Source organism: Burkholderia sp. Ac-20379, from assembly GCF_017104645.1.
GTDB lineage: Bacteria > Pseudomonadota > Gammaproteobacteria > Burkholderiales > Burkholderiaceae > Burkholderia.
The window spans coordinates 1-1300 of the sequence record NZ_JAAGPF010000680.1 but is presented as its reverse complement, the minus strand read 5'-3'; the positions used below and the strand labels follow the sequence as shown (position 1 = coordinate 1300).

Here is a 1300-nt window from a genome sequence, read left to right as displayed (position 1 = left end):
CTGCTGGCCGCGGCCGAACGCGGCCCGCGCGTCGACAAGCGGCTCTGGACCGAAATCGCGCAACTGAGCGGCGGCCGCTCGAACTCCACCGCGCTGGTCGGCACGCCCGAGCAGGTGGCCGACGCGCTGGCCGATTACTACGACATCGGCGTCACGACGTTCCTGATTCGCGGCTTCGATCCGCTCGACGACGCCATCGATTACGGCCGCGAGCTGATTCCGCGCACGCGCGCGCTGATCGCCGAACGCCAGCAGCGCCGCGCCGCGGCCTGAGCCCGGCGCGGTATCCGCCGTATCGAACGCCGCATCGCACGCCCCATCCTCGCAACGCCGGCCGCCGCACCGCCTTCGCGCGCGGCGGCCGCCCCACACGAAGACCGACCATGTCCACCGTCCTGCCCCTGCAGTCCCGCACGCCGTCCGGCCTCGCGCTCAAATCGCAGCCGCAGCAGAAATTCTGGTTCGACCCGCCCGCGCAGCGCGTGGGCGTGGCCGCCGAACGCCGCCATCGCCAGGAGCGGCTGGCCGGCGCATTCCGTCTGTTCGCACGCTTCGGTTTCGCGCAGGGGCTGGCCGGACACATCACCGCGCGCGATCCCGAGCTGCACGATCACTTCTGGGTCAACCCGCTCGGCGTGCATTTCTCGCGCATCAAGGTGTCGGACCTGCTGCTCGTGAACGGCCGCGGCGAAACGGTGATCGGCGATCGCCCGCTCAACAAGGCCGCGTTCGCGATCCATGCGGCGATCCACGAGGCGCACCCGGAACTGGTGGCCGCCGCGCACACGCACTCCACCTACGGCAAGGCGTGGTCCACGCTCGGCCGCCCGCTCGAACCGCTGACGCAGGACGCCTGCGTGTTCTACGAGGATCACGCGCTGTTCGACGATTTCACCGGCATGGTGGTCGACACCAGCGAGGGCGACCGCATCGCCCAGGCGCTCGCGAAGCCGGACGGCGGCGTGCACAAGGGCGTGATCCTGAAGAATCACGGCATCCTGACCGGCGGCCCGACCGTCGAGGCGGCGGCCTGGTGGTACATCGCGCTCGACAACGTCGCGCACACCGCACTGCTGGCCGAGGCGGCCGGCACGCCGCAGCCGATCGACGCGGCCACCGCGCGCCACACGCACGGCCAGATCGGCAAGCCCGACGGCGCGCTGCAATCGTTCGAGAGCCTGTATGTGGGCCTCGTCGAGGCCGAGCCGGACCTGCTCGACTGAGATTCGCGCGCGGCCCGCGCCGCGTTCGCATCGCGATTCGCATCCCGATTCATACCGGGCCGGCAACGTATCGGCCA

1 protein-coding gene and 1 pseudogene are annotated in these 1300 nt (G+C 70.8%); both read left to right on the top strand.

The window, feature by feature from the left end; genetic code table 11:
- Nucleotides 1-273: pseudogene (locus G3N92_RS33895) on the top strand (LLM class flavin-dependent oxidoreductase); the annotation flags it as partial.
- A gap of 110 nt (nt 274-383) precedes the next feature.
- The gene (locus tag G3N92_RS33890) at nt 384-1223 is read left to right on the top strand and encodes a class II aldolase/adducin family protein (RefSeq protein ID WP_206131849.1); all 840 of its coding nucleotides are present in this window, start codon (nt 384-386) and stop codon (nt 1221-1223) included.
- Nucleotides 1224-1300: the final 77 nt, after the last annotated feature.

What these genes read in the sequence shown, in the direction of transcription:
- G3N92_RS33890 (WP_206131849.1), top strand. Translation starts at nt 384, where the DNA reads ATGTCCACCGTCCTGCCCCTGCAGTCCCGCACGCCGTCCGGCCTCGCG.